The 23,317-nt window shown below is 72.0% G+C and carries 20 protein-coding genes; 8 read left to right on the top strand and 12 right to left on the bottom strand.

Features of this window, described 5'->3' with window-relative positions; all coding sequences use genetic code 11:
* Window positions 1-96 precede the first annotated feature (96 nt).
* Window positions 97-780, top strand: coding sequence for a response regulator transcription factor (locus tag F4559_RS12720; RefSeq protein ID WP_184668646.1), 684 nt, complete (start codon window positions 97-99; stop codon window positions 778-780).
* A 3-nt stretch (window positions 781-783) separates the two neighbouring features.
* On the opposite strand, the gene F4559_RS12715 is transcribed toward F4559_RS12720, so the two are convergent.
* Complete coding sequence (locus tag F4559_RS12715) at window positions 784-1,272, bottom strand: CAP domain-containing protein (protein ID WP_184668644.1); 489 nt, start codon at window positions 1,270-1,272, stop codon at window positions 784-786.
* Between the two features lie 172 nt (window positions 1,273-1,444).
* On the opposite strand from F4559_RS12715, the gene F4559_RS12710 reads away from it, so the two are divergent.
* The gene (locus F4559_RS12710) at window positions 1,445-5,227 is read left to right on the top strand and encodes a DEAD/DEAH box helicase (protein WP_312865615.1); all 3,783 of its coding nucleotides are present in this window, start codon (window positions 1,445-1,447) and stop codon (window positions 5,225-5,227) included.
* A 38-nt stretch (window positions 5,228-5,265) separates the two neighbouring features.
* Here F4559_RS12710 and F4559_RS34940 read toward each other — a convergent pair whose 3' ends face one another.
* A complete protein-coding gene (locus tag F4559_RS34940) occupies window positions 5,266-6,114 on the bottom strand; it encodes a serine/threonine-protein kinase (RefSeq protein WP_312865614.1) in 849 nt (282 codons plus the stop codon).
* 130 nt (window positions 6,115-6,244) lie between these two features.
* On the opposite strand from F4559_RS34940, the gene F4559_RS12700 reads away from it, so the two are divergent.
* The 3 genes from F4559_RS12700 to F4559_RS12690 are packed head-to-tail and all read left to right on the top strand — an operon-like array spanning window position 6,245 to window position 8,645.
* Complete coding sequence (locus F4559_RS12700) at window positions 6,245-6,703, top strand: MarR family winged helix-turn-helix transcriptional regulator (protein ID WP_184668641.1); 459 nt, start codon at window positions 6,245-6,247, stop codon at window positions 6,701-6,703.
* Window positions 6,704-6,723: 20 nt separating this feature from the next.
* A complete protein-coding gene (locus tag F4559_RS12695) occupies window positions 6,724-7,578 on the top strand; it encodes a class I SAM-dependent methyltransferase (protein WP_184668639.1) in 855 nt (284 codons plus the stop codon).
* A 50-nt stretch (window positions 7,579-7,628) separates the two neighbouring features.
* On the top strand, window positions 7,629-8,645 hold the full coding sequence (locus F4559_RS12690) for a peptidyl-alpha-hydroxyglycine alpha-amidating lyase family protein (protein ID WP_184668637.1): 1,017 nt from the start codon (window positions 7,629-7,631) through the stop codon (window positions 8,643-8,645).
* A gap of 34 nt (window positions 8,646-8,679) precedes the next feature.
* Here F4559_RS12690 and F4559_RS12685 read toward each other — a convergent pair whose 3' ends face one another.
* Together F4559_RS12685 and F4559_RS12680 are read right to left on the bottom strand one after the other, a co-directional pair.
* The gene (locus tag F4559_RS12685; RefSeq protein WP_246445179.1) at window positions 8,680-10,518 is read right to left on the bottom strand and encodes an ABC transporter ATP-binding protein; all 1,839 of its coding nucleotides are present in this window, start codon (window positions 10,516-10,518) and stop codon (window positions 8,680-8,682) included.
* Complete coding sequence (locus tag F4559_RS12680) at window positions 10,515-12,248, bottom strand: ABC transporter ATP-binding protein (RefSeq protein WP_184675725.1); 1,734 nt, start codon at window positions 12,246-12,248, stop codon at window positions 10,515-10,517. The genes F4559_RS12685 and F4559_RS12680 overlap by 4 nt, the downstream gene beginning before the upstream one ends.
* Window positions 12,249-12,342: 94 nt before the next feature.
* Here F4559_RS12680 and F4559_RS12675 point away from each other — a divergent pair, with 94 nt between their 5' ends.
* Window positions 12,343-12,963, top strand: coding sequence for a TetR/AcrR family transcriptional regulator (locus F4559_RS12675; RefSeq protein WP_184668634.1), 621 nt, complete (start codon window positions 12,343-12,345; stop codon window positions 12,961-12,963).
* Between the two features lie 188 nt (window positions 12,964-13,151).
* On the opposite strand, the gene F4559_RS12670 is transcribed toward F4559_RS12675, so the two are convergent.
* The 8 genes from F4559_RS12670 to F4559_RS12635 form a co-directional block, all read right to left on the bottom strand.
* Window positions 13,152-14,432: a hypothetical protein gene (locus F4559_RS12670; RefSeq protein ID WP_184668632.1), complete on the bottom strand. Its 1,281-nt coding sequence runs from the start codon at window positions 14,430-14,432 to the stop codon at window positions 13,152-13,154.
* Window positions 14,433-14,873: 441 nt separating this feature from the next.
* Complete coding sequence (locus F4559_RS12665; RefSeq protein ID WP_184668630.1) at window positions 14,874-15,056, bottom strand: hypothetical protein; 183 nt, start codon at window positions 15,054-15,056, stop codon at window positions 14,874-14,876.
* A 69-nt stretch (window positions 15,057-15,125) separates the two neighbouring features.
* Window positions 15,126-16,655, bottom strand: coding sequence for a fused response regulator/phosphatase (locus F4559_RS36310; RefSeq protein WP_184668628.1), 1,530 nt, complete (start codon window positions 16,653-16,655; stop codon window positions 15,126-15,128).
* Entirely contained in the window at window positions 16,652-18,358 is a 1,707-nt protein-coding gene (locus F4559_RS12655) for an ATP-binding response regulator (protein ID WP_184668626.1), read from the bottom strand. The genes F4559_RS36310 and F4559_RS12655 overlap by 4 nt, the downstream gene beginning before the upstream one ends.
* The gene (locus F4559_RS36305; RefSeq protein ID WP_184668624.1) at window positions 18,355-19,371 is read right to left on the bottom strand and encodes an ATP-binding SpoIIE family protein phosphatase; all 1,017 of its coding nucleotides are present in this window, start codon (window positions 19,369-19,371) and stop codon (window positions 18,355-18,357) included. The genes F4559_RS12655 and F4559_RS36305 overlap by 4 nt, the downstream gene beginning before the upstream one ends.
* Complete coding sequence (locus tag F4559_RS12645; RefSeq protein WP_184668622.1) at window positions 19,359-19,772, bottom strand: ATP-binding protein; 414 nt, start codon at window positions 19,770-19,772, stop codon at window positions 19,359-19,361. The genes F4559_RS36305 and F4559_RS12645 overlap by 13 nt, the downstream gene beginning before the upstream one ends.
* Complete coding sequence (locus F4559_RS12640) at window positions 19,769-20,143, bottom strand: STAS domain-containing protein (protein WP_184668620.1); 375 nt, start codon at window positions 20,141-20,143, stop codon at window positions 19,769-19,771. The genes F4559_RS12645 and F4559_RS12640 overlap by 4 nt, the downstream gene beginning before the upstream one ends.
* On the bottom strand, window positions 20,143-20,991 hold the full coding sequence (locus F4559_RS12635) for an STAS domain-containing protein (RefSeq protein WP_312865613.1): 849 nt from the start codon (window positions 20,989-20,991) through the stop codon (window positions 20,143-20,145). The genes F4559_RS12640 and F4559_RS12635 overlap by 1 nt, the downstream gene beginning before the upstream one ends.
* A gap of 217 nt (window positions 20,992-21,208) precedes the next feature.
* Here F4559_RS12635 and F4559_RS12630 point away from each other — a divergent pair, with 217 nt between their 5' ends.
* Both F4559_RS12630 and F4559_RS12625 read left to right on the top strand, forming a co-directional pair.
* Entirely contained in the window at window positions 21,209-21,481 is a 273-nt protein-coding gene (locus tag F4559_RS12630; RefSeq protein WP_184668618.1) for a GlsB/YeaQ/YmgE family stress response membrane protein, read from the top strand.
* 159 nt (window positions 21,482-21,640) lie between these two features.
* A complete protein-coding gene (locus tag F4559_RS12625; RefSeq protein WP_184668616.1) occupies window positions 21,641-23,278 on the top strand; it encodes a cellulose binding domain-containing protein in 1,638 nt (545 codons plus the stop codon).
* Window positions 23,279-23,317: the final 39 nt, after the last annotated feature.

Genomic DNA, 23,317 nt, shown 5'->3' with positions numbered 1-23,317 from the left:
CGAACCGGTGAAAAAACGTCGTACCAAGCCCATTACGGATCGGACCGGTCTCCCGCTTCGTAAGGTGACACTTTCCGTGGTGGGGAGGGCCAGTCGATGAGCACCGTGCTCGTGGTGGAGGACGAACCGGACATCGCGTTGGCGTTGCGGCTCAATCTCGAAGCCGAGGGCCACGAGGTGCTCGTGGCCGAGGACGGCAAGACCGGGCTGCGCAGACTCCACGATGCCAAACCGGCGCTGGTGCTGCTGGACATCGGCCTGCCGGTGATGGACGGCTGGATGGTGCTGGAGCGCATCCGGGATGTGAGCGATGTTCCCGTTCTGCTGCTCACCGCCCACGGCATGGAGGCCGACAAGGTGCGGGGCCTGCGGGGTGGGGCGGACGACTACCTCACCAAGCCGTTCTCGGCGAAGGAACTGCTCGCCAGGATCGACGCGATCCTGCGGCGGGCCGAGTCGGCCGGTGGTGGTGACAAGGGGGACGTCTACGACGACGGCGTGGTGCGGTTGGACCACCGGGCACGTCGGGTGTTCGTCAACGGGGCGGAAGTGGAGGTCAACGCCACCGAGTACAAGCTGCTCGCGGTCTTCGTCCAGCATCGGGGGGCTGTGCTCTCACCCGTGCAGTTGATGGACAAGGTCTGGAACGACCCTACGGGGATCGGAGCGGAGAAGGTGAAGTTCGCGGTGATGCGGTTGCGGCGCAAGCTGGGCTGGTCGGCCGATGATTCGCCGATCCGGGCCGCACGCGGGATGGGGTACCGCTACGACTCGCGCTAGCGGTCAGCGGGTGCCGAAGTTCTGGGTCCAGTACGCCTTCTTCTTGGCGTCGACGGTGTAGGCGACACCCAGGTCCTTGAAGCCGCAGTTGAGCATGTTGGCGCGGTGGGCCGGGCTCTTCATCCAGTCCTTGACGACCTGCTCCGGGGTCTTCTGGCCGACGGCGACGTTCTCGCCCGCCATCTTCCAGTAGTAGCCGGCGTTGTCGATGCGCTGCGACGGGGTGCTGCCGTCCAGTCCGGTGTGGGTCATCTTGCCGGTCTTGGCCATCTCGTCGTTGTGGGCCTTGGCCGAGGCGTTGAGCTGGGCGTTCGCGGCGAGGGCCGGGCAGCCGGCGGTGGCGCGCTCCTTGTTGGTCAGGGTCAGCACCTGGGCCTCGAAGCTGGGGGGCGTGGTGGCGGCGTTCGCGGCGGCGTTCGCGCTGAGGAACGCGGTGACGGCGATGCCGGTGGCGATGGCGGCGGTGGCGATGCGGCGGGCGATGATGTTCATTTCCGACTCCCTGTATCCGGTGGATTTCGTTGTGTCACCAGGTTCTCGGCCGTCGGGTCGTGGTCCGGTTCTGCTCCTGGTGCGTTTCGGGTGCGGTCTTCGCTGTCGGTGCCACCGCCTAAAGTCGCGGTGCGGACGCGTGCCAGAGAGGTGACGGAGGGGTGGTGAGCGGGTGGACACGTCGGTGGCGGGCGTGGTCGAGGCGCGTTGGGGCGTCCGCCCGGAACCCGCGATCGCCCGCTACGCGGAACCGGGCTGGCAGCTCTCGCCCGTGCCGCTGGACCGGAGTTGCCCCACGTGCTCGGGCGAACTGCACGGCCTGTACCGCGCGCACCCGGACCGCGGTCGCCAACAGCTCCAGGCCGCGGTCGTGTGCCCGACGTGCCCGGCGTCGTTCACGCTGCGGGAGCTGAAGCTCGCGCAGAAGTCGGTGCTCGGCGACCTGCGCCCGGCCGCCGTCTCCCGCCGCCTGGCCGAGGACGCCCTGCTGGCCGAACTGGCCGCCGACCGCCGCCGCGACTCCCCCGCAACCACCCCGTCGACTGGCACGGACCCGATCCGAAACACGCCCGGCCGCACCCACTCCACCACGCCTGACCAGCACGAACCCGACCACCAGGACCGCACCGGCACCGGACGGACCCATTCCCGCCGCCCCGACCGGCCGGTACCCGGGCGGTCCACCCCTGACCGCCCCGCCCTCGACCGGCCTGCCCACCACCGCCCCGTTCCCGACCGGACCGGGCCCGACCCGGTGGCGGATTCCGACGCCACGGCCGACCGGCCCACCTCGACCGTGCCGGGCACAGCCGCCACCCCACCCCCGCGCGACTCGGGTCGACCGACCTCGACCGATTCCCGAGCCCGGCCGTCGACATCCCGACGGCCCGACCACCGCACCACGACCCCGCACGACCCCGGACCACCCGACGCCACCGACCCCCAAGCCGGGCGGCCGGCGTCCCGAAGGCCCACCCCGACCGCTCCCGACACCGGTCACCCCGCACCGTCCCCGCACGACCGCCGCCACACCACGCCCGACACGGCCACCATTGCCGCTGCCGCCGGGGACACCGACCGCACCCCCACCTCACCCCGCGACTCGGGGCCGGGCGGATCGGGCGCACGCCCACCCGGCCGACGGCTGTCCACGATCGCCATGGCGGCCCGCATCCGGTCCGTCCTCGGCGGGTCGGAACCGGCGGCGGCCAAGGCCGCCGCGCCCGAGTTGCCGCCCGGCGTCGCGGCCTCGGTCGACCCGCGACCGGTGTGGTGGTGCAAGTCCGCCGATCCCGACCTGGCGGTACCCGACCTCGGCGCCGACGTCGACGCGCGGGTCCTGCTGCCCGACCTGCCCGCGTTCGACGGCCTCCGGGCACGGCTCGACGCGCGCGGTGTCCCGCACCGGTCCGTGCGGCACTGGGTCGAGCACGAAACGGTGGTCGCGGGCCGGGCCCAGGCGGCGTTGTCGCAGCTCGGCGGGGTGGTCGCGGACGACTGCGAGCCTGTCGGGGGTGACGGTGCGGTCGCGGCGCGGTTGGCGTTCGAGACCGCGTGGAACCTGCACGACCCGGTGGCCGCCTCGGTCCCCGACCCCGTCCCGGTGCCCGCGCGCTGGGCGCGGTACCTGCCGTTCCCGCTGCTCAACCCGGCCCAGGCGCAGGCCGCGCCGCACCTGCTCGACGGGGACTCGCACGTCGTCGTCACCGCGCCGACCGGTGCGGGCAAGACGACCATGGGCATGCTCGCGGTGTTGCGGGCAGTCCTCGACGAGGGGCGCAAGGCAGCCTGGCTGGTCCCGCAGCGGTCGCTGACCGACGAACTGGACCGCGAACTGGAGACCTGGCGCGACCAGGGTCTGCGCGTGGAGCGGCTGTCCGGCGAGTACGCGGTCGACGTCGAGGCGGTCAAGGCCGCCGACCTGTGGGTGGCCACCACGGAGAAGTTCGAGGCGATCTGCCGGGCGTCCTCGCTCCAGGCCGCCATCGGCGAGGTCGGGTGCCTGGTCGTCGACGAGATCCACCTGCTCGGTTCGCCCGGTCGCGGCGCGCTGCTGGAAGCGCTGCTGGCCCGCGTGCGCGGCGCGGACTCGCCGGTGCGGATCGTGGGCCTGTCCGCGACCGTGTCCAACGCCGCCGAGCTGGCCGAGTGGCTGGAGGCCGACCTGGTCACGACCACGTGGCGACCCTCGCGCGTGACGTGGCAGTTGCCCACGCTCCCGGCGTCGTCCGCGTTCGGGGCGTCGGGACGGCTGCGCGAGCAGGCCGTGGTCGACCTCGTGCACCGGCACACGGCCGAACGCGGCAGCGTGCTCGTGTTCTGCGGGTCCAAGCGCAACGTGCGGTCGACCGCCATGGCCGTGGCCGCCGAACGCGGCGCGGCCGTGCACACCGTGGCGGCCGACGACGCGGACGGCCTGGCCCGGGTGTGCGCGGAGGTCGGCGTGCGCCTGCACTACGCCGGGTACGAGCACCGGCACGCGGCCGAGCGGGCGTTCCGGTCGCGGGAGGCGGACGTGCTGGTGGCGACGTCGACCGTCGCGGCCGGGGTGAACCTGCCCGCGCGGGCGGTGATCGTGCGCGACACGACGATCGGCGGCGAACCGCTGGACACGTCCACCGTGCTCCAGATGTTCGGCCGGGCCGGCCGGGTCGGTGCGGGCGAGACCGAGGGCTGGTCGTACCTGCTCGTCGACGAGACCGAGCGGGCGGCGTGGCAGACCAGGCTGGTCAGCGGCTACGCGGTGTACTCGCGCATCCGGGAGTCGCTGCCCGACCACGTGCTGGCCGAGGTCCTCCAGGGCCGGATCACGACCGTCGACGACGCGGCGGCGTGGTGGGTCGAGACGCTGGCCCACGCCCAGGGCGACGACGACGCGGAACCGGTGCGCGAAGCCGTGGACTTCCTGGTCGACGAGGGCCACCTGACGGCCGACGGCGACCGCCTGGCGATCACCGAACCGGGCCGCCTGACCGCCCGGATGATGGTCTCGACCGCGATCGGCCACCGCCTGCGCCGCACGCTGGGCCTGCTGCCGGTACCGACCGACCCGGACTCGGCCGAGGACGCGTTGTGCCTGGTCCTGTCCGTCGCCGTGCGCGACCTCGCGGGCCTGCCGGTCCCCGAGCACGTGCGACCGGCCGTGGCGACCGTGATCAAGGCCGGCGGGCGGACGTCCCGGATCACCGGCACGACGTCGGTCAAGGGCCTGGGTTCGCAGGCCACGACCGCGCCGGGCGACCTGGCGTGGGCCGGCCTGCTGCTGGCCGCACGGTCGCCGCACGTGTTCACGTCCCGCAGGCGGGTGGCCGGCGGCATCCCGCTGTCGACGCTGTACCCGGTCTACGACCAGGCACCCCGCTTCCTGGCGTGGCTCGCGGCCCAGGGCGTGCTCGGCACCGTGCACCCGTGGATCGCCATCGTGGCCGCCGACCTGGACCAAAGAGTGCGGTGGCGGACGTTGGGCGCACGACGCGGCTCGGGCCGCCTGCTGTGGATGTGCGAACAACTGGCGACCAGGGCCACCGACCGCGTCCCCGACCTCTGGCGTTCCGCGACCGCACGCGGGGTCACGTCCCCCGACTGGCCACCTGGCCGCTCACCCGCCGGCTCACAACTGGACCACGCCGGCTACACGGCGTTGCTCCGCGAACGGGCCACCACCGCGTCCCTGACCACGAACCCGGACACGGGCACCGCCACCGGCCTGCCCGGCGCCTCGATCGTGGCCTGGCGCGGCGACACCTTCACCACACCCGTCCACGGCAAAAGCCACACGACCACCGTGCCCTACCCGGAAGGCACCGACCCCGACACCGGCATAGCCGTGTTCACCAGACGCGGCGACTACCGCGCCACCGGCTGGCTGAGCGACTACCACGCCACCAACAACAAAGAAGAAGACGAAACCGAACCCCCACCACCCCGCAGCCTAGGCCGCAGACGAACCCCCTGACGCCGAATCCGCACCACCCCACACACCACCAACGACCCTCAATACCCATGGGCCACAGACGAATCAGGCGCCGGCGCCGAGATCGTCGGACTGGCCGAATGGGACGCCCAAAGCGCACCACCCAACCCCAACACCGCCGTCACCGAAGCCGCCGCGAGCCGCCGCCCGACCCGTCCCCCCACCCTGGTCAGATCGACCTCACGAAGCCGCCGAGCGCACTCACCCGCCGCCGGCCGTCGCCGCGGCGACAACGCCGTCATCAACGACAACTCCCGGACCACCCCGGGCGGCAACGTCCGCGGCACCACGGGTGGCCGACGCAACCGCTCCTCGGGAGTCCCGTACTCCTGGTGCCCCGTAAGGCATTCCAACAGGACCAGTCCCAACGCGTAGACGTCGGAAGCAGGCCCGATCCGTTGCCCCCGCACCTGTTCCGGCGACAGGTACCCGACACCCTGCACCCCCGACCAAGGTGAGAAATCCGCCAGACAGGGCTCGTCCGAGGCGTCGATCCGGACCGTCGCGGGCTGAAGATCACGGTGCACCAGTCCGTACGAATGCAGGTGCGCCAACGCATCCGCCAACCGCACCCCGATCCGCCGCACCTCGGGCAACGGCAACGGGGGCGTGCCCGCCAACGTGCGCGGCCCCGCGTAGTGGGTCACCACATAACCGGCACCGGCGTCGTAAACCTGGGGCAGCGCCGGGTGCTGCAACGCCGCCAGCGTGCGTATCCCGTTCTCCACTCCCGGCGAGGAGTCCACGAATCTGAGGGCGACGGGTCGGCGGAGGAGCGTGTCCCACGCCCGGCGGATCTCCCTACCGCGATCCGCCTCGTCCAGGCGGTAGCGTCCGGCCACCAGGTGGTCGTCGACAGACACCGACACGATCACACCTCTTCCCGTCGTCGGGTTCGGTGTTCCCTCACCCGGCCGGAGGAAAACCTCGGTGACCGCCGCTTCCCACGCCTTAAACCGGCGTTGTACAACTCCAGTTGATCATGCCAGCATCCGCCGCGTGGACTCCAGTGACGACCTCACCCTGCTGTTCACCGCCCTGTCGGCCGCGTGCGACGTGGACGTCCGACGCCGCATGGCCGCCGCCGGGCACCACGAGGTCCGCACCATCCACGGCTACGTGTTCCGGCACCTGCTCGACGGGCCGATCCGGATCACCGACCTGGCCGACCTGCTGGGCATGACGGCGCAGGGCGCGTCCAAGGTCGTGGCCGACATGGAACGCGCGGGCTACGCGTCCCGCTCCCCCGACCCGCACGACAGCCGGGTCCGCCTCGTCTCGCTCACCCGTCGCGGCCACGAGGCGGTCCGGATCTCGCGCCGGGCACGGGCCGACGTCACCGGCGAACTGCTCGCCACGCTCGGTCCCGAGGGCGACAAGCTGATCACCGCGCTGCGCCGGCTCAGCGACCACACCGACGCCCTGCCCGACCTCCTGGCCCGCCGCCTGCGACCGTGATCCTCCGGCAGGATGGGCGGATGGGGATCACCACCGCACTGGCCGCCCTCACCCGGGGCGACCGCGAAGAAGCCCGCACCGCGGCTACCCACGCCGACGGCCTCCTGGCGCGGGCGCTCGCCCGACACCTCTCAGGACCCGCGGCCGGTCACGTCTACGACCAGCCCGCCGCGTTCGGCGCGTTCATCGCCGGCGGCGGCAACGTCGGCCTCTACGCGGCGGTCGTCGACGTCCTCGCCGCCACCTACGCCACCCGACTACCCGACTCGCTGCTCGACGTCGGCTGCGGCGACGGTCGCGCGCTCGTCCCCGCACTGCACCGGGGGCACCGCCCCGACCACATCTCCCTGGTCGAGCCGTCCGCCGCCCTGCTCGCCGCCGCCGAACGCGCGCTGATCGGACCGGTCGTCAGCTACAACACCACGGTCCAGGACTTCCTCACGGCCACCCGGGACCGGTTCGACCTCGTCCAGTCGACCTTCGCCCTGCACGCCCTGCCCCACGACGAACGCGACACCGTGCTCGCCGCCCTCCGGCCGCGCACCGACGTGCTCGCCGTGGTCGAGTTCGACGTGCCCGACCTCGCCCACGGCACGCCCGGACACCTGGAGTTCCTGGCCGACGCCTACGAACGCGGCCTCGCCGAGTACGAGCACGAGCACGAGGGCGACCTTGTCGCGCAGGGCTTCCTGATGCCCGTGCTCACCGGCCAACTCCTGCCCGGAGCCGTGCGCGCCACGTGGGAGCAGCCCGCGGACTCGTGGGCGCGGCAGGTCGCGAAGGCCGGGTTCGCCGACGTGACCACCACCCGGCTGCACGACTACTGGTGGTCGCCCGCGTTCCTGCTCACGGCCCGGGGCGGCCCTGACGCCTGATCGGGGCGAACCCCGATGTCCGACCGAAGACGATCACCGACACTGGCGCGATGAGACGCGGGGTCGTGGTGGCGGGCATCGTCGCGGGGCTGGTCGTGGCCGGTCTGGTGGTGCGCGGCGCACCGCCTTCGGTGCCGTCCGTCGGACCGGCCGACCGGACGACCGAGCGGGTCCTGCGCCCGTGGGGCGAACTGCCGGCCGACGCCCGGCCGGGTTCCGGCGTGGCCGTGACCGGGTCGGGCGACGTGGTGTTCCTGCACCGCGCGGGCGGCGATTTCGCGTCCGACACGGTGATCGACACCGATCCGCTGCTCGTCCTGACCCCGGACGGCGTGGTGCGGACGAGGCTCGGCGCCGGGAAGTTCAAGTCCCCGCACGGCGTGTCGGTCGACGCCGAGGGCCGTATCTGGGTCACCGACGTGATGACCAACCGGGTCACGGCGTTCAACGGTCCCACGCTCGGCCACGACTACGGGCCGGGCCTGGACACATGCCTGTCGATCCGCAACGAACTGACGAACCTGCCCTGCACCGGCGATCCGGAGATCTTCGCGCGGCCGACCGACGTCGCCGTCTCCTCCGACCGCCACGCGTTCGTGGCCGACGGCTACCGCAACTCCCGCGTGGCCGTGTTCGACGACGACCGCTTCGCCCTGGAGTGGGGCGGACTGGGCGACAGGCCGGGCGAGTTCCACCTCCCGCACGGCATCGCGTTGCGGAAGAACGGGGACGTCGTGGTCGCCGACCGCCGCAACGCCCGCGTGCAGGTCTTCGCACCGGACGGCCGGCACAGGGCGACCTACGCGTCCGCCGCGATCGGCCGTCCCTACGACGTGGCCGTCGGCCCGGACGACGCGCTGTACGTCCTCGACGGCGGCGACGCGCTCGACGAGGACGGCGGCGGACACCGGGGCTACGTGGTGTCCATGGACGACAACGGTTCCGTGAAGGACAGATGGCGTCTGGCGGACCAAAACGCCGACCCCCACCAACTCGCCGTCGGGCCGCGCGGCGAGCTGTACGTGGCGGCGTTGAACGGACCGCCCCTCTACCGGTGGACGCCGTGAGGACCCCGGGATCCGGGGTCCTCACGGGCGGGCCTCACGTCGTGGCGAACTGCGCCGAGTAGAGCCGGTGGTAGGCGCCGTGCGACTCGATCAGTTCGTCGTGCGTGCCCTGCTCCACGATCCGGCCCGACTCCATGACCAGGATCAGGTCGGCGTCGCGGATCGTGGACAGCCGGTGGGCGATCACGAAGCTGGTGCGCGACGAGCGCAACGCGGCCATCGCGTGCTGCACCAGCGATTCCGTCCGGGTGTCCACCGAACTGGTCGCCTCGTCGAGGATCAGCAGCGACGGGTTGGCCAGGAACGCCCGCGCGATCGTGATGAGCTGCTTCTCGCCCGCGCTGACGTTCGAGCCCTCCTCGTCGATCACGGTGTCGTAGCCGTCGGGCAGCGTGCGCACGAACCGGTCGACGTAGGTGGCCTTGGCCGCGGCGACGATCTGCTCGTCGGTCGCGTCCGGGTCGCCGTAGGCGATGTTGTCGCGGATCGTGCCGCCGAACAGCCACGTGTCCTGGAGGACCATGCCGATGCGCGACCGCAGGTCGTCGCGCCGCATCCGCGTGATGTCCACGCCGTCGAGCGTGATGCGGCCCGAGTCGGCCTCGTAGAACCGCAGCACGAGGTTGACCAGTGTGGTCTTGCCCGCGCCGGTCGGTCCGACGATGGCGACCGTGTGGCCGGGGTCCGCGACCAGCGACAGGTTCTCGATCAGCGGCCGGTCCGGGTCGTAGGCGAACGCGACGTCGTGGAACTCCACGCGGCCGTGCCGCAGCGTCGGCGACTCGGCATCGGCCGGGTCGGCGCTCTGCTCCGCCTCGTCGAGCACCTCGAACACCCGCTCGGCCGAGGCGACGCCGGACTGGAGCACGTTGGCCATCGACGCGACCTGGGTCAGCGGCTGGGTGAACTGGCGCGAGTACTGGACGAACGCCTGCACCTCGCCCAGCGTCATGGCGCCGGACGTGACGCGCAGGCCGCCGACCACGGCGATGACCACGTAGCTGAGGTTCGACAGGAACACCATCGACGGCATGATCAGGCCGGTGACGAACTGCGCGCCGAGCGCGGACTCGACCAGGGCCTCGTTGCGCGTGCGGAACTCGGCCTCGGCCTCGCGGCGGCGGCCGAACACGCGGACGAGCTGGTGGCCGGTGAACGACTCCTCGATGTGCGCGTTGAGCGCTCCGGTGTGCTTCCACTGCGCGGCGAACAGGCCCTGCGCGCGCTTGCCGATCCGGCCCGTGATGATCGCGGACACCGGGATCAGCAGCAGGGCGATCAGCGACAGCAGCGGCGAGATGGTGAGCATCATCGCCAGGACGCCGACGACCGTGAGGAACGACAGCAGGAGCTGGCTGAGCGTCTGCTGGAGGGTCTGGGCGATGTTGTCGATGTCGTTGGTGACGCGCGACAGCAGCTCGCCGCGCGGCTGCTTGTCGAAGTAGCGCAACGGGAGCCGGTGCAGCTTGGCCTCCACGTCGGTGCGCAGCGTCGACACCACGCGTTGCACGGACGCGTTGAGGATGCGGCCCTGGACCCAGCCGAAGAGGCCGGACAGGGCGAACAGGCCCAGGGCCAGCCCGAGCATCCGGCCGAGCGCGGTGAAGTCGATGCCGGTGGCCGAACGCATGCCGGTGACGATGATGTCGGTGGCGTGGCCGAGGATCTTGGGGCCGACGACGCCCAGGCTCACGCTGATCAACGCCAGGACGACGACCGCGATCAGCGACGTGCGCTCCGGGCGCAGCCGGCCGAACAGGCGTTTGGCCGACGGTTTGAAGTTCTCGGCCTTGCCCATGGGCATGCCCATGCCCATGATGCCCCGGCCGATGGGGGCCTGGGTGGGCCGGCTCGTGGCCGTGTTGGTGCTCATGCCGCCTGCTCCGTGGTGAGCTGGGACTGGACGATCTCGACGTAGGTCGGGCAGGTGTCGAGCAGTTCGTGGTGGGAGCCGATGCCGACGACCCGGCCTTCGTCGAGCACGACGATCCGGTCGGCGTCGAGGATCGTGGACACGCGTTGGGCGACGACGAGCACGATCGCGTTCGCGGTGTGCGGGCGCAGCGCGGCGCGCAGCCGGGCGTCGGTCTCCAGGTCCAGCGCGGAGAACGAGTCGTCGAACACGAAGATGTCGGGTCTGCGCACGAGCGCGCGGGCGATCGAGAGGCGTTGCCGCTGGCCGCCGGACACGTTCGTGCCGCCCTGGGAGATCGGTGCCGCCAGCCCGTCGGGCATGGCCTCGACGAAGTCGCGCGCCTGCGCGACCTCCAGTGCCGCCCAGAGTTCCTCGTCGGTCGCGTCGGGGTTGCCGTAGCGCAGGTTGCTCGCGACCGTGCCGGTGAACAGGTACGGCCGCTGCGGCACGAGGCCGATGCGGGCGCACAGGGTGTCCTCGTCGATCTCGCGCACGTCGATGCCGTTGACCAGCACCGCGCCCGCCGTGACGTCGACCAGCCGGGGCACCAGCGAGAGCAGCGTCGTCTTGCCCGCGCCCGTGCTGCCGATGATCGCGGTGGTGCGGCCGGGTTCGGCCCGGAACGACACGTCGGTCACGACGGGGTCGGCCGCGCCGGGGTAGCGGAACCCGGCCTGGCTGAACTCCAGGGAGAGCTTCGCGGGCAGTTCGGTCACGGGCACGTCGGGCGGCAGGACGGACGACTCGGTGTCCAGCACCTCGCCGATGCGCTCCGCGCAGACCGCCGCGCGCGGGACCATCGTGGACACGAAGGTCGCCATCATGACGGCCATGAGGATCTGCATCAGGTAGCTGAGGAACGCGGTCATGGCGCCGATCTGCATGGCGCCGGCGTCGATCCGGTAGGCGCCGAACCACAGCACGGCGACGCTGGAGGCGTTGAACGCCAGGCCCACGATCGGGAAGATCATCGCCTGGAGGCGGCCGATGCGCAGCGCGATGTCGGTGAGCTGGGCGTTGGCGTCGCCGAACCGCCGGGTCTCGACGGGTTCGCGGACGAAGGCGCGCACGACGCGGATGCCGGAGAGCTGCTCCCTCAGCACCCGGTTGACCGCGTCGATGCGGACCTGGAGGTGCCGGAAGTTCGGCACCATCCGGATCATGATCAGGCCGATGGCCAGCGCAAGGCCGGGTGCGGCGACCGCGAGCAGCCAGGACAGCCCGGCGTCCTCGCGCAACGCCATCACGACGCCCGCGACGCACATGATCGGCGCGGCGACGAGCATCGAGAACGTCATGACGACCAGGGTCTGGATCTGGAGCACGTCGTTGGTCGAGCGCGTGATCAGCGACGACGGGCCGAACGCGGACAGCTCGCGCGCGGAGTACCCGCCGACCCGGTGGAACACGGCCGCGCGCAGGTCGCGGCCGACGGACATGGCCGTGCGCGCGCCCAGGTAGACGGCGCCGACCGAACACAGGATCTGGACGAGCGAGACCCCGAGCATCCACCCGCCGGTGCTCAGGATGTAGCCGGTGTCGCCGTGGGCGATACCGAAGTCGATGATGTCGGCGTTGAGGCTCGGCAGGTACAGCGAGGCGACCACGCCGAAGAGTTGGAGCAGCAGCACCAGTGCCACGTCGCGCCGGTACGGACGCAAGTGTGTGCGGAGCAGGCGGCTCAGCAAGAGGAACTCCCCCATAAGAAACGGCTAGTATCCAAGTTGTCGACGCCACGGTAGCCCCGTCGACTAAGAAACGCAAAGTATCTAAAGGAGCACGGTGACACAGCCCAAGTCACGCCGCCGGGGCGCGGAACTGGAGGCCGCGATCCTGGACGCGGCATGGGAGGAGTTGCGCGAGGTCGGCTACGGACGGCTGACCATCGAGGGCGTCGCCGCGCGGGCGGGTACGAGCAAGCCGGTGATCTACCGGCGGTGGCCGGGCCGCCCGCACCTGGTGCTGGCCGCGTGGAACGCGCGGTCGCCGAGCAAGATCCCCGTCGTCCAGGACACCGGGACCCTGCGCGAGGACCTGATCCTGCTGTTCGGATCCATCGCGCGGCGGGCGAACGAGATGCTCACCGAGATGGCCGCGGGCGTGATGAGCGAGGCGTTCCGGCACCCCGAGATCGGCCGACTGCTGAAACTGCGCCTGAACGAACCGTCGCCGATGACCGAGGCGGTCGAGAAGATCGTGGGACGCGCCGTCGAACGGGGCGAACTCCCGCCGATCGAACTCCCGCATCGCACCGCCCGATTGCCGTTGGTCCTCATCCGATCCGAGTATCCCCAACCGGGCAACTGCTTTGGCGAGGCGGGCGAATCGGTCATCGAGGAGATAGTGGACGACATCTACCTTCCGCTGCTCAAAGGATTGTCCACCACCGATCCGGACAAATGACACCGATTCGCCCGGCCGGGTGACAGACCCCTGTGGACCAGGACAGTCGGGCCCCAGCCAGGTCGACCACCGGATCGCACGAATTTTCGGGATCTGCAGCGGGGACCTGATCCCATCCGGTTACCGATCACGTCGGAAATCCACGTGGTCGAGGGTGGAACGGGTCGCCGAATGCGCCGCGCCGTTCCTCATTCCAGCAGCCAGGAAATCTCGCCGGCGCACCCGTTTTCCGGGATGATCCGCAACACCGCCATGACGGTGGAGCGCGGGAAGTGGAGATCGAATCGCACCGACGATCCAGCGGCGGGAAGAAGGACGGCGGAGGTCGGTTCGGCGCGGCCGGGCAGCAGGGCCATGACTCGCGCCGGGGCACAGGCACCTTCGAGAGTCATCATTCCGCCGACGGTGACGTCGTCACGCGCATTCCCCCGTTCGGGGACCAAGCTCAGGTCGATGTCCACGGCGCCGGCGAACTCCCACACAAGTGCTTGAGCCATCCGGTAAAGGTAACGAGTACCCACGTTGACACTGCGGAATTGGGTCTTGAACGGCACGCGGAGGACCGCGTTGCCGATGACCTTCTTTTCCCAGTACGTGGGGCTGGGAGCCCAGGCCGTGATGCCCGCGGTCGTCGTACTCGGTGCCGTCGGCATGGACGCCGAGGAGGTCTGCCTCCCGATCGGGAAATTCGGGATGGAGTCCGTCGAGAGGGTCCCCACCATGATCAGCAGGAGCACGACCAGCGACACCGCGATGCGAGGCGGCCGGACAAGGCGTCGCCGCTCGGGGCCACGCGTCGGCGCATCGGTGTCGTCGGCGAGGTGGTCGCGGGTGAAACGGAGGTCGCCCTCACGCGGTTCCTCCTCCACCTGGCCGAGGACGACATCGTCGGTCGCACCCGGTGACGCGGGTAGCTCTTCCGGGACCTGGCCGCGCAGCCGGGTCAGCGCCGTACCCAGGAACACGGGCAGCGCCCGGAAGCGGACCTCGTGCCCCCGAGTCGGCGGCGACTCGCCCCGCACCCGCGACGGGCAGGCCCGGTCCGGTGTGGTGGCACGGTCGTGGGCAGCGGCCACCTCGCGGCACAGCGTGTCGAGCCGGTCGGCCACCGCATCGACCTCTTCGGTGTCGCGGTCCGCAGCCCACAGTCGCAGGAACGCTCGGACCAGCCCGGCCGGCGGCGGCCCGTTGTCCAGCCTCAAGGTCCAGGACAACCGACGACGGGAGATGTCCCGACCACCCGCCGCGCGCACCACCAGGATCCGGTGCGCCAAAGCCGCCTCCGGTTCGCGAGCGGCCCAGTCCCGAGCGGCGTCGAGCATCGTGAACCCACCCTGCGGCGCGAGTTTCCACAGCAGCAGGAAGACCAGGTCGTACCCGGCCGGGCCGCAGCGGTCGGTCAACGCCCGCCGGTCGATCGTCGGCGGACGCCCGGCACCACGCCGCCCCATCCCGCCGGAACCGATCACCTGGACATCCTCGCGCCGCGCCGGGCGGACCCGTGATGCGACGCGCCACCGTCCCCCGCCCGGCCGCCGCCGTTCGTGGACCCGTCCGGAGGTCGGCCGAGTCGGCACGAGGATCGCCACCGCGACGTACGCGGATCGCGCTCGGGTCCATGCCCAAGGATGCCTGTGGACCAGGAGGCGGGTCCCCCGAAGCGGTGTCCGGCACCGCGAGGCGGACGGCCGTCGCGCGGACCTCCTCGCAGTCGCGGTCCACCGCCCACAGCAGCAGGAAGACCAGGTCGTACCCGGCCGGGCCGCAGCGGTCGGTCAACGCCCGCCGGTCGATCGTCGGCGGACGCCCGGCACCACGCCGCCCCATCCCGCCGGAACCGATCACCTGGACATCCTCGCCCGCATGACGAGCGTGACGCGCGACCGATCGCCGCCGTTCGTGGACGCGGGTCAGGTGAGCAGGGCACCGGGTTCGGCCACCTCCACGCGTCCCGTGACCACCAGGACCACGGCGGCGACCAACACCGGCAGCGCGCGGAAACGCCGGTACCCGGATGGCGTCGCCGAGCACGGCGTGCCGGAAGCCGCGCGGGCCGGAGTGGTGGCGGTCCGTCGTGGTCGTGTCCCTCCCACCAGGGGCCGATGAGGTCCTCCCGATCGGCTACCACGTCCCGCCACCCCGGACGGACGACCGGACACCGGTCAGGAGGTCCGGCGGAAGACCAACAGCGCGATGTCGTCCTTCTTGTCACGGCCGAACGTCTCCAACAGCCGATCGCACAACAGGTCCATGTCCTCGTCCCGGGACACCGCCGCCAGCAGCAGGTCCATCCCGTCGTCGAGATCGGCACCCGAGTGCTCGACCAGACCGTCCGTCGTCAGCAGCACCAGCGCACCGGGCGCCAACGTGACCGGGGTCGCCGGTGGGCGGGGCAGGCCGATGCCCAGGATCGGGCCGCGGACCGCCAGGTAGCGGGCGCCCTCGTCGTCCACGACCAGCGGCGGCACGTGGCCGGCGTTGGCCACGAGCGCGGTGCCGTCGGCCGGGTCGACCAGCAGCAGGCACATCGTGGTCAGGCCCTTGGTCGAGTGGAAGCGTTGCAGCATCGCGTCCAGCTTGCGCAGGATCGTCGCCGGGTCGTGCTCCTCGACCGCGTACGCGCGCAACGCGTGCCGCACCTCGCCCATGATGGTCGCGGCGGCCAGGGAGTGGCCGCACACGTCGCCGATCGCGATCAGCAACCGGTCACCCAGGGCGGTGACCTCGTAGAAGTCGCCGCCGATCTCGGCGTGCGCGGACGCCGGCGCGTACCGGGCCGTCATCGGCAGCGACGGGATCGCGGGCAGCCGCCGCGGCAGCAGGCTGCGTTGCAACGTCAACGCCAGCGTGTGCTCCTCCGCGTACGCCCGCAGCCCCTCGGCGGCCAACGCCGTGGCCTGCGCCAACTGGAGCAGCAGGTTGCGGTCCTCGTCGGTGACCACCGCCGCCGGGTCGACGGCGATGCCGATCGGCGTCCGCCGGGGACTGCCGCCGGCCACGACCACCGGCACGCCCGGCCGCCACGGCGGGTCGAGCACGGTGGTCCCGTCCGGCGGCAACGCGTCCAGCAGGGCCGGGTCGCCGCGCCGCACGGTGGGCGTCGCACCCGCACCCGTCACGGTGCCCAGCCGCGACGTGCCGGTCGGCGTCGTCACCAGCACCGTCGCCTCGGTGTCGAGCACGGTCGCGGTACCGGCCGCGGCGGCCGACACCAGGTCGTCGAACGTGGTCGCCGCGTTGATCCGCAACGTCGCCGTGGTCAGCTTCGCCAACCGGTCCGCGAGCCGCTCGGCCAGCGCCCGCGCCCGGTAGTAGCGCAACGCCGCCTCGACGGTCGCGAGCAGCTCCCCCGGCTCGACCGGCTCGGTGAGGTACGCGTCGGCTCCCCGGTTGAGCCCGGTGATCCGGTCCTCGGCCTGGCGGAACGCGGCCGACACGTGCACCACCGGCACGGCTGCCGTGCGCGGCTCGCTCTTGATCCGCTCGGCCACGTCGAACCCGCTCATGTCGGGCAGGTCGACGTCCAGCACGACCAGGTCGAACTCGCGTTCGGCGAGCAGCGCCAACGCCTCGCCACCGGTCACCGCCTCGGTCACCGCGTGCCCGCCGCGGCGCAGCCAGCTCGCCCGGATGTACCGGCTCGCCTCGGTGTCGTCGACGACGAGGATGCGTGCCGCGTCCGCCGCGGTCACCGCTCACCGCGCAGGACGTTGCGGGCCACGCGGACGGCCTGGCGCAACGACTCCGGGGCCACCAGGTCCGCCGCCAGGACGGCCGCACCGAGCGTGGACGCCGTGCGCTCGACCGCGCTGTCCAGGTCCCGGCCGACCAGCACCACCGGCACCGACCGGCACGCGGGGTCGCCGCGCAGCACCGAGAGGATCTCCATGCCGCCGACCAGCGGCACGTCCACCGCCGACACGACCAGGTCGGGACGGTCCGCACGGGCTTCCAGCGCCGCCCGGCCGTCGGCCACCTCGACCACGGTCCGGGCGACCCCGCCGAGCGCCGCGCGCAGGCGGGCGCGCACCTCGTCGTCCGGTCCGACCAACAGCACGGTCTCCACGGCCAGGTCGTCCGGCACGCTCACGGGCAGGCGCAGGGTCGCGGTCGTGCCGGTGCCGGGTTCGCTGGTCACGGTCAGGTCGCCGCCCAGGATCCGGGCCAGTCGGCGCGCGTAGGGCAGGCCCAGGCCCGTGCCGCCCGCGCCCACCTGGAGGCGGCCGGGCACCTGGTAGAACTCCTCGAAGATCCGGCCCAGTTCCCGCGACGGGATGCCGATCCCGGTGTCGGTGACCACGAGGCGCAGTGTTCCCGCACCGTCGTCCGGGTACACCCCCAGGCGCACGCTGCCGGTCTCGGTGAACTTCGCGGCGTTGGACAGCAGGTTGCGCAGGATGCGCACGAGCATGACCTCGTCGGTCACCAACGGCACCGACGGCACCGGGTCGACGACCAGGTCGACGCCGGGCCGCACCACGGGGCGCATGGCGTCCCGGAGCTGGGTCAACGTGGGCACCAGGTCGACCGGGGTGTACCGGGGTTCGAGGTTGCCCGACTCGGCCTTGGCCGTGTCGAGCAGTTCGTTGACCAGGGCCAGCAGGGTCAGACCGGCGTTGTTGATCAGGTCGACCTGGCGGCGCTGCTCGTCGGTCAGCGGGTCGCCGCCGGGTGCGCCCAGCAGCCGGGCCAGGCCCACCACGGAGTTGACCGGCGACCGCAGCTCGTGGCTGATGTTGGACCAGAACCTGGTCCGCGCCTCGGCGGCCTCGCGCAGCTGGGTGGACTTCTCCTCCAGCTCGGCGTACAGCGCCACCACGCCCTGGTTGGTCTGCTCCAGTTCGTCCGACAGCTCCTTGTGCAGCGCCAGCACACCCTGGTTGGTTCTCTCCAACTCGTCGTTGAGGCGTTCCAGCTCGACCCGCTTGGCCTCCAACGACTCCAGGGTCTCCAGCAGCTCCTGGTTCTGGGCGCGCAGCTCGTCCAGCGCGTCGGCGCCGTCGGACGTGGCCAGCTCGCGTCGCAGCCGGGTCAGGCGTGCCGCGTCCGGCTCGTCGTGGCCGGCAGGCAGCGTCTTCACCAGCGTCACGGTGTCCACGGCGACCTCGACCCGGTCCATGAGCCGGCGCGCGGTGTCCCAGCCCGGCCCGTCCGCCTGCCCGGTCTCCACGACGATCACCAGCGCGGGTCCGGGCGTCGACACGAGCCCGAACCGCAGCACGACCGGCTCCGGCAGGCGCACCACCTCGCGGCCGAGGTCGCTCAACGCCGTGGCCACGCGCACCTGGTCCTGGCCGTCGAGCCCGACCGCCGCGGCCACCTCACGCCCGCTCTTGCGCAGCAGGAACACGTCGGGTTCCCGACGCGCGACCAGCCGCAGCAACTCGGTGCTCATGACGACGCGACCAGGACGGACGCGTCGTCGCGCCGCACGCCCGCGTCCCGCAGCAGCGACGCCGCGGCGAGCAGCGGCGGCAGCGTGACCAGCTCGGGGTCGAACGTCCACCGCTCGGTCAGGCCGTCGGAGTGCAGGACGACCCGCGCGCCCGGCGGCAGCTCGTGGTCGAACGCGCGGATCGTGCGGGCCTGGTAGCCCGCGACGCCGGGCACCGACACCATTCCGCGCTTGCGGCCGTCGGCGAGCACGGACGCGGCGATGTTGCCCAGGCCCGCGAACCGCACGGTGCGCCGGACCAGGTCGAGATCGGCCACCGCGACCGCGCCGCCACGCGTGCCGCGCAACGCCGCGTGCAGCCGGGCCACCATCTCCTCGGGCGCGGACGCCGGTTCCGCGCAGAACACCCGCACGGCCTCCCGCGCGGCGGTCGCGGCCAGCGGGCCGTGGCCCGAGCCGTCGCACATCATCAGCGTCAGCCGGTCCGGTGCCGTCCGCACGGCGTACGCGTCGCCGCACACCTCCTCGCCGCCGAGGGGCCGGGTCAGGCCGGACGCGGACACGTCGTCGTCGGCATCGCGGCGTTCGGGTCGGAACCGCGCGGACAGGATCGTGCCCCGGTCGCGGCGGGACGTGATCGCGAAGTCGTCGGCGAGCCGGCGCACCGCGCCCAGGCCGACGCCGAGCGTGCCGGTCGTGGACTGGCCGTCCGCCAACGCCAGGTCCAGGTCGACGATGCCCGGCCCCCGGTCCAGCGCGAGCACCTCGATCACGGCCCGGTCGGCGCCGCGCACCGAGCGCAGCACGACCTGTCCCTCGACCGCGTGCCGGTGCAGGTTCGTGCCGATCTCGGTCACCGCCAGGCCGACCTCGGCCGCGCGCGTCGGCGGGAAGGCCAACCGCTCGGCCAGGTTCGTGGCGAGCCGGCGCACCCGGCCGGACTCGGCGGCCTCCTCGACACGGACCCACACCACGTCCTCGGTCACCGGGAGGCAGCAGTTCACCGCTTCCACTTGACCACCGTCACGGTCGTGCCGCGGCCGACACCGGTGTCCAGGTCGAACTCGTCGACGAGCCGCCGCGCGCCGCTCAGGCCCAGGCCCAGGCCGCTGCCGCTGCTCCACCCGTCGGCGAACGCCAGCGTGGTGTCCGGGATCCCCGGGCCCTCGTCGGCGAAGGAGGCCCGCACGCCCTCCCGACGCCCGTCCGAGACCACCTCGACCGACGCCGATCCCCCGCCGCCGTAGATCAGCGTGTTGCGGGCCAGTTCGCTGGCGGCCGTGACCAGCTTGGTCTGGTCGACCAGCGACAGCTTGACGCGTTGCGCGTACGCACGGACGAGCTGTCGCACGCGCACCACGTCGTCGTCCCCGGCGATGGGCAGCACCTCCGCCGCACCGCCGGCCGCGGTCACAGCGCTCCTCTTCGCCGTTCGCCGAGCACCCTGAGGATCTTCATGCCCCGCTCCAGGTCGAGCGCGGTCCGCACCTCGCCGAGGGTGAGCCCCAGCTCGACGAGCGTGATCGCCACGGCCGGGCGCATGCCGACCACCACGGTGTCGGCGTCGAACAGCCGGGACAGGGACGCGATCGTGGCGAACATCCGGCCGATGAACGAGTCGACGATCTCCACCGCGGAGATGTCGATCACCACGCCGTGCGCGCCGGTCGCGCAGATCCGCTCGGCGAGGTCCTCCTGGAGGGCGAGCACGCTCTGGTCCTGGAGGTCGATCTGGATGGACACCAGGAGCACGCCCCCGATCTCCAGGATCGGCACCCGCTCCATCAGCCGTTCCGCCGATCGGCCGACCGCACGAACTCGGTGCCCGCCCGGCGCAGGGCGTGGCGCAACGCGTCGGCCAGCGACGCCTTCGTGGCGATGTCGCCGAACTCGATGCCCAGCTCCACGATGGTCTGCGCGATCTGCGGCCGGATGCCCGAGATCGTGCACTCCGCGCCCATCAGCCGGGCCGCCACCACGGTCTTGAGCAGGTGCTGGGCGACCTGGGTGTCGACGGCGAGCACGCCGGTGATGTCGATGATGGCGTGCTCGGAGCCGGTCTCGACCAGCGCCTCCAGCAGCTTCTCCATCACGACCTGGGTGCGCGCCGAGTCGAGCGTGCCGACCAGCGGCACGGCCAGGACGCCCTCCCAGAGCTTGACCACCGGCGTGGTCAGCTCCAGCAACTGCTCGGACTGCTCCTGGATGATCTCCTCGCGGGCCTTGGCCCAGGTCTCGAACGTGACCAGGCCCAGCGAGTCGAGCAGTTCGGAGAACACCATCAGCTGCCGGAACAGCTCCGGGTCCTCGTCGTGCCCGGTGATCTCGAAGACGACCTTCTTCAGCGCGAACACGCTGGAAGCGGTTTCCGACGGCGTGTAGCCGGCCCGGGCCCGGGCCCGGGACATCTCGGCCAGCAGCGACCGGAGTTCGCCGTAGCCCTCGCCGGCCACGTCACGGCCACCGGCCTCCAACGCGCCCAGCAGCGCGCCGTAGAACTCCCGGAAGTCCCGGTCGAGTTCCGCACTGGTCGCCCGGCCGCGCGTCGTCACGGCGACCGCTTCGACCCACCGCTGGACGATCACGTCCCGGTGCCCGGTCAACAACCCGGTCAGACGGTTATCGGATACCACTCACGCCTCCTCGTGGACCGCTGCGATCGGGACACTAGCGGCGCCCCGATCACCGCTCACCATACGACCGTGCCCGCGCCGACCCGGTGTCGGACGTGACGGTCGCCACGCGTCCACTCCGGACAGGTGTGGAACGGCGCCGCGCGGGGCACTCCCCCGTCGATTCGATCACGCCGCACACGACACCGAGATCGCGGCGACCAGGGAAGGAGCGACCATGGGCATTCTGGGTTGGATCATCCTCGGCCTCATCGCCGGCGCCATCGCGAAGGCGATCACGCCGGGCCGCGACCCCGGCGGCATCCTCGTCACGATGCTGCTCGGCATCGTCGGCGCGGTGCTCGGCGGTTTCCTCGGCAGCGCGCTGCTCGGCGTCGGGCTGGGCGGGTTCTTCAGCCTGAGCACGTGGCTGCTGGCGATCGTCGGTTCGGTGATCGTGCTGGCGATCTACCACCTCGTGAGGAGCCGGGGTCACCGCGCGCACGGCTGACCCGCGTTGCCGCGGCCCGCCTCCTTTCGCGAAAGGAGGCGGGCCGCGGCCGTTCCCGACTTCCGGTGCGTTGACCGATCCGCCGGGTGGGGCCTATAACACTCGGAGTCGAAAGGGTGCTCCGCCGCCGCCCCTCCCCCCTACCCGGGTCGGAGTGTCATGAGGAAACGGCTGGCGGTGCTCGCGACCGCCGGTATCTGCGTCGCGGCGGTCACCACGTCCGGGGCGTCCACCCCGGCGGCACCCACCGCGGAGTTCGAGCGCAAATCGGTGTGGAGCACCGGGTACGGCGGCCAGTACACGCTGGTCAACTCCGGCGACACGGACCTGGCGGACTGGGTGGTCGAGTTCGACCTCCCGCCGGGCACCACCGTGCTGCGCGCGTGGAGTTCGACGTTCACCACCGACGGGCGGCACTACCGCTTCACCGGCACCGGGTACAACGACACCGTCCGGGCGGGGACGTCGACGACGTTCGGCTTCACCTCCCAGGGACTGGGTCTGCCGCTGAACTGCCGCGTCGACGGGGTCGCGTGCGACTCGTCCGCCCCGCTGCCCGACACCCGGCCGCCCGAGGCGCCCGCCGGCCTGGTGGTGACCGGGGCCTCGATCGGGTCGGTGTCCCTGTCGTGGAACCCCGCGACCGACGACGTCGGGGTGGTCGACTACCGGGTGTCCGTCGGCGATGTCGAGGTGACGACCACCTCGACGACCGGCGTGGTGGTGGACGGGCTGTCGCCCGGGACCGGGTACCGGATCTCGGTGCGGGCGCGTGACGCGGCCGGGCACACGTCGGAGCCCGGGGTGCTCGCCGTCGCCACCGCACCCGCATTGTCCACAGTGGACGTACGAACGGCGGACGGGTTGCGGGCGGCCCTGGCCGGAGCCGAGCCCGGCACCGCCATCCGCCTGGCCCCCGGGGTGTACCGGGGACCGTTCGCGATCACGCGGCCGGGGCGTGCGGAGGCGCCGATCACGCTGTCCGGGCCGCCGACCGCCGTCCTGGTCGGCGCGGTCGAGGCCGCCCAGGGGGATTGCCCTTCTCCCGACCGTGACGCGGGGTACGGCGTGTGGGTGTACGAGGCGCCTTGGTGGAACCTGTCCGGCTTCACGGTCCGCGACGCGAAGAAGGGCGTTGTCGTGGACCGGTCCCCGCACACCGTCCTGGACGGTCTGTCCGTGCACCACATCGCCGAGGAGGGGGTGCACTTCCGCGGTTCCTCGGCGGACGGGGTGCTGCGCTCGTCGACGATCACCGACACGGGACTCGGGCAGCCCGGCTACGGCGAGGGCGTGTACGTCGGGTCGGCCGCGTCGAACTGGGGGTGCCACGGGACCGTCGACGGGGTCGACCGCAGCGACCGGGTCCGCGTGCTGGGCAATCGCGTCGGGCCTCGCGTGGCGGCCGAGGCGGTGGACGTGAAGGAGGGGACGTCGGGCGGCGTGATCAGGGGGAACGTGTTCGACGGGACGGGGATCTCCGGGCAGAACTCGGCCGATTCGTGGGTGGACGTGAAGGGGTACGACTACCTGGTGGAGGAGAACACCGGTTCGTTCGCCTCGCCGGGGACGTTCGCCAACGGGTACGAGACCCACAACCCGGTCACGGTGCCCGCCTTTCCCAACGGGTGCGGGATCGTGTGGCGGGGCAACCGGTCCGATCTCGGCGGGGTGGGGCGGTACGCGATCAAGATCACTTCGGTGTCGAAGTGCGCGGAGCGGGCCAACGTGGTGCACGCGTCCAACACGGTGGAGCGGGCGGTGACGGGGTTGACCAACGTGGGGGTGACGCCGTAGGCGTCGGCGCCTGGGTGGGTGGAGTCGACGGAAGCGCTT

The organism is Saccharothrix violaceirubra (assembly GCF_014203755.1).
Classification (GTDB): domain Bacteria; phylum Actinomycetota; class Actinomycetes; order Mycobacteriales; family Pseudonocardiaceae; genus Actinosynnema; species Actinosynnema violaceirubrum.
This window is presented reverse-complemented; position numbering and strand designations above follow the sequence as displayed.

Excerpts from the sequence above, each read along its gene's own strand:
- F4559_RS12720 (WP_184668646.1), top strand. The coding sequence starts at position 97 with ATGAGCACCGTGCTCGTGGTGGAGGACGAACCGGACATCGCGTTGGCG.
- F4559_RS12715 (WP_184668644.1), bottom strand. The coding sequence starts at position 1,272 with ATGAACATCATCGCCCGCCGCATCGCCACCGCCGCCATCGCCACCGGC.
- F4559_RS12695 (WP_184668639.1), top strand. The coding sequence starts at position 6,724 with ATGGGGATCACCACCGCACTGGCCGCCCTCACCCGGGGCGACCGCGAA.
- F4559_RS12690 (WP_184668637.1), top strand. The coding sequence starts at position 7,629 with ATGAGACGCGGGGTCGTGGTGGCGGGCATCGTCGCGGGGCTGGTCGTG.
- F4559_RS12685 (WP_246445179.1), bottom strand. The coding sequence starts at position 10,518 with ATGAGCACCAACACGGCCACGAGCCGGCCCACCCAGGCCCCCATCGGC.
- F4559_RS12655 (WP_184668626.1), bottom strand. The coding sequence starts at position 18,358 with ATGAGCACCGAGTTGCTGCGGCTGGTCGCGCGTCGGGAACCCGACGTG.
- F4559_RS12640 (WP_184668620.1), bottom strand. The coding sequence starts at position 20,143 with ATGGAGCGGGTGCCGATCCTGGAGATCGGGGGCGTGCTCCTGGTGTCC.
- F4559_RS12630 (WP_184668618.1), top strand. The coding sequence starts at position 21,209 with ATGGGCATTCTGGGTTGGATCATCCTCGGCCTCATCGCCGGCGCCATC.
- F4559_RS12625 (WP_184668616.1), top strand. The coding sequence starts at position 21,641 with ATGAGGAAACGGCTGGCGGTGCTCGCGACCGCCGGTATCTGCGTCGCG.